Here is a 6,046-nt window from a genome sequence, read left to right on the forward strand (position 1 = left end):
TCACACCCTATGTCGTGGGTTGGGGCTGTTTACGGAAAAGGAAGGGAGCGGACCGCTTCCTGGGCGGCCTCACGCATCGCCACGTGCAGGCGGGCGTTGTCCTCCCGGACGGTCCTGGCCTCCACGATGCGCACACCCTCGCCCCTGATGGCCTTGGGCAGGTCGTCGATCGAGGACAGCAGGGTGTACGGCGTGCCGGTGGCGGCGGCGAGGTAGGACAGGTCGACACCGTGCGGGGTGCCGAAGACCCGTTCGAACGGGCCGGGCAGACCGGCCTGCGGCAGCAGGGAGAAGATGCCGCCGCCGTCGTTGTTGACGACCACCAGGCACAGATCCGGGCGGGGCTCGCGGGGGCCCAGGATCAGGCCGTTCTGGTCGTGCAGCAGGGTCAGGTCGCCGAGCAGGGCGTACGAGGGCCCGTTGTGGGCGAGCGCCGCGCCGATGGCCGAGGAGACGACCCCGTCGATGCCCGAGGCGCCGCGGTTGGCCATCAGCCGCAGGCCGCGCCGGGGCCGCATGGCCTGGTCGAGATCCCTGATCGGCATCGAGGAGCCGCAGAACAGCAGGGCGTTGTTGGGAAGCGCCTCGGTGAGATCGCGGGCGAGACGCGGCTCGCTCAGCCCCGAGTCGTCGAGGAGGGCGTCGACCGCCTCGCGCGCGGCCGACTCCGCCGCACGCCAGGACCGCAGCCAGGTGTCGTCCCCGGCCGCGACGGGGATCTCCACGGCCTCGGCGACCTGGGTGGCCGACCGGGTGGGGTCGGGCCAGCGGGTCAGGTCGGGGGTGACGACGACGTGCTCGCCTGCGCCCTTGAGCCACGAGAGCAGGGGGCGCGACAGGCTCGGCCGGCCCAGCGTCACCACCACGTCGGGGCGGTGGGCGTCGGCGAACTCGGGCGTGCCGAGCAGGAAGTGGTAGGCCGAGATGGCGTGGTCGCCGTACCTGGCACCGCCGGTGGGCTCCGACAGCACCGGCCAGCCGGCCATGCCGGCGGCGGCGACGTAGCGCCGCACGTTGGTGGCGCCGTCGGCGACCACCAGCACGCCGCGGCGGGTGGGCGGGACGTGCAGGCCGGCCGAGGGCGGCGCCAGCCGGGCGCGCGCCCAGGGACCGCCGGCGTCCCCGTCCAGGGGCTCGCACCAGGTGGAGTCGCCGTCGGGGATGAGCGGCTCGCGGAAGGCGAGGTTGAGGTGGACGGGCCCGGGGTCGCGCGGGCCCAGGGCGCGCTGGTAGGCCCGGCCGGCGAGCGAGCGCCAGTAGGCCACCTGACCGGGCCGCTCCTCGGGCACGCCGACCTCGCTGAACCAGCGGACCGACGAGCCGTACATCTTGATCTGGTCGATGGTCTGGCTGGCACCGGTGTCGCGCAGCTCCGGCGGCCGGTCCGCGGTCAGGACCAGCAGCGGCACGCCGGACTCGTGCGCCTCGATCACCGCCGGATGGAAGTTCGCGGCGGCCGTGCCGGAGGTGCACACCAGCGCGACCGGCCGCTCGGACCGGCGGGCCAGGCCGAGCGCCAGGAAGGACGCCGAGCGCTCGTCGAGGCGGACGTGCAGGCGGACCCGCGAGTCGCCGTGGACGGCGACGGCCAGCGGGGCCGATCGCGAGCCGGGGGCCAGCACCACCTCGGTCAGGCCGCAGCGCGCCAGCTCGTCGATCAGGACACCGGACAGGGCCGTGGCGGGGTTCACCGGCCCTCCCCGGACGCGGCCTTCCGGGCGGACGACCCCCGGGGGCACGTGATCGTGGGTACGCGGAGAGCCTTCATCTAGGGGCGGCGCGGGAAGCGGGAGAAATCGGGGCGGCGCTTCTCCTTGAAGGCGTCGCGGCCCTCCTGCGCCTCCTCGCTCATGTAGTAGAGAAGGGTGGCGTCACCGGCGAACTGCTGCATGCCCGCGGCTCCGTCGCTGACGGCGTTGATCGCGCCCTTGAGCATGCGCAGCGCCAGCGGGGACTTGTCGAGCATCTCGCGGCACCACTGGACGGTCTCGGCCTCGAGCTCCTCGAGCGGGACGACCTTGTTGACCAGCCCCATGTCGGCGGCTTCCTGGGCGTTGTAGAAGCGGCACAGGTACCAGATCTCGCGGGCCTTCTTCAGGCCGACGGTCTCGGCGAGCAGCCACGCCCCGTACCCGCCGTCGAAGGAGCCGACCTTGGGGCCGGTCTGGCCGAACATGGCGTTGTCGGCGGCGATGGTGAGGTCGCAGCAGACGTGCAGCACGTGGCCGCCGCCCACGGCGTACCCGGCGACCATGGCGATGACCGGCTTCGGCAGGCGGCGGATCTGGATCTGCAGGTCGAGCACGTTGAGGCGGCCGACGCCGTCAGGACCGATGTAGCCGTCGTCGCCGCGGATCTTCTGGTCGCCGCCCGAGCAGAAGGCCTCGGTGCCGGCGCCGGTGAAGATGATCACACCTACGTCGCCGTCGTCGCGGGCGTTGGTGAAGGCGTCCTGCAGTTCGAACAGCGTCGTGGGCCGGAAGGCGTTGCGCCGTTCGGGACGGTTGATCGTGATCTTCGCCATGCCTTCGGCGGTCTCGTAGATGATGTCTTCATAGTCACCCGACCGCTTCCAGTCGACAGTGCTCACGGTCACACTCGCTCCTCACTTCACCTGCGGGGTCGCCCGGCCGAGGTCACGGGCGGGGGGTCTCCCAACGGGACTAACCTTACGACCGTGAGTGAGCGTCCTGTGCACGCGGTGGTTCTACCTCCCGGTCCCGCCCTGTTCGAGATGGTTCGCGAGGCGCTCGAGGGAGGGGGTCCCGCCCTGCTCCCGCTCGCGCCCGACCTGCCCGCCCCGGCCCTGCGCGCGATGATCCGGACGCTGCGCCCCACCCACGTGGTCACCCCCGAGGGGGTGCGGCCCTCGCCGGGCGGGGTGCCGGCGAGCGGTGACACCGCCGTGATCATCGCGACCAGCGGTTCCACGGGCGCCCCCAAGGGCGTGCAGCTCCCGGCCGCCGCGCTGGCCGCGTCGGCGGCGGCCTCGCTCGACCGGCTGGCCGCCGCGCCGGGTGAGCGCTGGCTGTGCTGCCTGCCGCCCTCCCACGTTTCCGGCCTGCAGGTGCTGGTGCGGTCGCTGCTGAGCGGCTCAGAGCCGCTGATCCACCGGCGCTTCTCCCCCGGCGCGGTGGCCGGCAGCGGAGCCGACCACGTCTCGCTGGTCCCCACCCAGCTCAGGCGCATGATCGATTCCGGCGTGGAGCTGTCGCGGTTCCGTACGATCCTGCTCGGCGGGGCCGCCGCGCCGGCCGGGCTGCTGGCCGCCGCCCGGGACGCGGGAGCGCGGGTGGTCACGACGTACGGGATGAGCGAGACGTGCGGCGGGTGCGTGTACGACGGTGTGCCGCTCGACGGGGTGGAGGCCAAGGTGGGGGCCGACGGGCGGATACGCCTGGCCGGGCCGGTGCTGTTCTCCGGATACCGGCTGAGCCCCGATCTGACCGCGGCCGCCCTCGACGGCGGCTGGTATCTCACCTCCGACGTGGGCGTGATCGAGGAGGGACGGGTGCGGGTGCTGGGCCGCGCCGACGATGTGATCAATACTGGGGGGCAGAAGGTCGTGGCCGGAGTGGTGGCGGGGATCCTCGCCCAGCATCCGGCGGTCCGCGAGGCCGTGGTCGTCGGCAGGCCCGATCCGGAATGGGGTGAGGAGGTGGTCGCGGTGGTCGTGGCCGCCGACCCGGCCTCTCCCCCGGACCTCGGTGAGCTGCGCGCCCTGGTGAAGGCGCGATTGCCGGTCTACGCGGCTCCCCGGTCGCTGGCGCTGCGGGAACGGTTTCCGGTGCTGCCCAACGGCAAACACGATCTCGTAGCAATACGTCGGGATATTTCCGGTTTTGTTGGCAAAGGGGATGGTTCTTGACCACAATGTCGCGTCGAGGGAACCGGAAGCCGTATCCGGCACGTCATACAGACAGCTGGATCTAGGAAGGACGCCTTGATGAACCCAACCCGCAAGATGTGGATCTCCACCGGAGTGATCGGTGTGATCCTCGCCGGGGGTATCTCCGTCGCGGCCGCCGCCGCGTCGGGACGGGTGGACAAGACCGACAAGGTCAGCCAGGAGACCGAAGGCTCCAAGACCTACGGCCCAGGCGAGGCACCCGGCCAGATTCCCGGCCCCGACGTCCCCGCGAACGCGGAACCGACCCGGGCGCCGAAGGACTTCGTCGTCACCAACGACAACATCAACCCCGACCCGAAGAAGGTCGCGGAGTTCTGGACCGAGAAGCGCATGGAGAGCGCCAAGCCGCTCCCGATCCCGGTACTGACCCCTGACAAGAAGCCGAAGGACTAGCCAAGCCGAAGGTCTCACCGGGCGGGTCGCCGAGAGGGCGGCCCGCCTTTCGTCGTCCCGGCCCGCCATCGCCCGTGTCGAGTCCCCGATCTCGGGCAGAGGTGGTACGACCAGGCAGGACGAGCGCGACGATCAGGAGGCGGAACACAATGGCCATACGGCCAGCGGGAACAAACCACGCCGTCTGGCGTTATTGATACTGGTGCGCCGAACCGCCGAACGCCGCGCCACCCCATCGACCAGAAGACGACTCCGTGACGGAGGAGGTGTGCTCATGCCCCGAACTGCCGTGGCGACCTCGACTGAGCGCGAGGCGACCCCGACGACTCTCGCTCAGGTCATCGACCGAGGACGAGCGCAAGGTCACCTTTCCCTCGTGGAGCTCCGCGAGGCGTTCTCGTCGGCACGGATCAGCCCGGCCAAGGGCCGCTCGATCCTGCGCGAGCTCACCGAGGCCGGCGTGAACCTGGCCACGGAGACCGAGTCCGGATCGGGGGCCGGTAGCCCGGCGAGGAAGGCCCGTAAGAGCAGCACAGTGAAGACTACCGCGAAGAGCGCAATGACAGGCACGACGATGACCTCCGCGAAAACCGCGACGGCCGAGTCCGCCGAGGGGACCGTCGAGACCCGGCCGCGGCGCACCACCCGCCGGACCGTTCGCAAGACGGCCGAGGCGGCGCCGGCCCCCACCACGGTCAAGGCATCCCCGGGCCAGGACGACCGTCCGGGCTCCGAGGCCGAGGACGGCTGGACCGAGCCCGACGAGAACGAGATCCAAAGTGAGACGCTCGACCTGGACGACCAGTCCTCGGTCATGGGCGACTCGGTGCACACCTACCTGAAGTCGATCGGCCGGCGCACCCTGCTGACCGCGGCGGAGGAGGTGGAGCTGGCCAAGCGCATCGAGGCTGGCCTGTACGCCGAGCACAAGCTGCTGACCGAGACGCTCACCCCGGCCCGGCGCGCCGACCTCGAGTGGGTGGCCGAGGACGGCAGGCGGGCCAAGAACCACATGCTGGAGGCCAACCTCCGGCTGGTCGTCTCGGTCGCCAAGAAGTACACCGACCGCGGCATGGCGCTGCTCGACGTGGTCCAGGAGGGCAACCTCGGGCTGATCCGCGCGGTGGAGAAGTTCGACTACTCCAAGGGCTACAAGTTCTCCACCTACGCCATGTGGTGGATCCGCCAGGCGATCCAGCGCGGCTTCGCCGACTCGGCCCGCACGATCCGGCTTCCGGTGCACGTGCTGGAGCTGCTGTCGAAGCTGTCGCGCATCGAGCGCGACATGCACCAGCGGTTCGGCCGCGAGCCCACCCCCGAGGAGCTGGCGGTGGAGCTCGACAAGACGCCGGACCAGATCGAGGAGCTGCTGCGCACCAGCCGCCAGCCGATCAGCCTCAACGCCACCATCGGCGAGGACGGCGAGACGACCATCGGCGACCTGATCGAGGACGTCGACGCCCCCGAGGCCTCCGAGGTCGTGGACCGGCAGCTGCTCGGCGCGGAGCTGCGGGGCGTGCTGGGCAACCTGACCCCGCGCGAGGCCAAGATCATGGCGCTGCGCTTCGGCCTGGTCGACGGCAAGCCGCACACGCTCGACGAGATCGGCAAGCACCTCGGGCTGACCCGGGAGCGGATCCGGCAGCTGGAGAAGGAGTCGCTGTCCAAGCTGCGGCACCCGAGCAACACCCGCCCCCTGCTCGACTGGGCAAGCTGACAGGCCGGCGAGGACCGACGACGCGA

The 6,046-nt window shown here is 71.3% G+C and carries 5 protein-coding genes; 3 read left to right on the forward strand and 2 right to left on the reverse strand.

What is annotated here, in order from left to right:
* Positions 1-29: 29 nt before the first annotated feature.
* Positions 30-1,691: a 2-succinyl-5-enolpyruvyl-6-hydroxy-3-cyclohexene-1-carboxylic-acid synthase gene (menD, locus tag ABD810_RS39750; protein ID WP_344953281.1), complete on the reverse strand. Its 1,662-nt coding sequence runs from the start codon at positions 1,689-1,691 to the stop codon at positions 30-32.
* A gap of 77 nt (positions 1,692-1,768) precedes the next feature.
* Positions 1,769-2,590 (reverse strand): 1,4-dihydroxy-2-naphthoyl-CoA synthase, encoded by an 822-nt coding sequence (gene menB / locus ABD810_RS39755; RefSeq protein WP_344953796.1) that lies wholly within the window; start codon positions 2,588-2,590, stop codon positions 1,769-1,771.
* An 87-nt stretch (positions 2,591-2,677) separates the two neighbouring features.
* Here menB and ABD810_RS39760 point away from each other — a divergent pair, with 87 nt between their 5' ends.
* The 3 genes from ABD810_RS39760 (at position 2,678) to ABD810_RS39770 (ending at position 6,020) form a co-directional block, all read left to right on the forward strand.
* Positions 2,678-3,868 (forward strand): AMP-binding protein, encoded by a 1,191-nt coding sequence (locus ABD810_RS39760; RefSeq protein WP_425567052.1) that lies wholly within the window; start codon positions 2,678-2,680, stop codon positions 3,866-3,868.
* Between the two features lie 78 nt (positions 3,869-3,946).
* Positions 3,947-4,303 carry a hypothetical protein gene (locus ABD810_RS39765; protein ID WP_344953284.1) on the forward strand — a complete coding sequence of 119 codons (357 nt, stop codon included), beginning with the start codon at positions 3,947-3,949 and terminating at the stop codon, positions 4,301-4,303.
* Positions 4,304-4,577: 274 nt separating this feature from the next.
* Complete coding sequence (locus ABD810_RS39770) at positions 4,578-6,020, forward strand: RNA polymerase sigma factor (protein WP_344953287.1); 1,443 nt, start codon at positions 4,578-4,580, stop codon at positions 6,018-6,020.
* Positions 6,021-6,046 lie beyond the last annotated feature (26 nt).

Origin of the sequence: Sphaerisporangium flaviroseum (assembly GCF_039537005.1) — a bacterium.
GTDB lineage: Bacteria > Actinomycetota > Actinomycetes > Streptosporangiales > Streptosporangiaceae > Sphaerisporangium > Sphaerisporangium flaviroseum.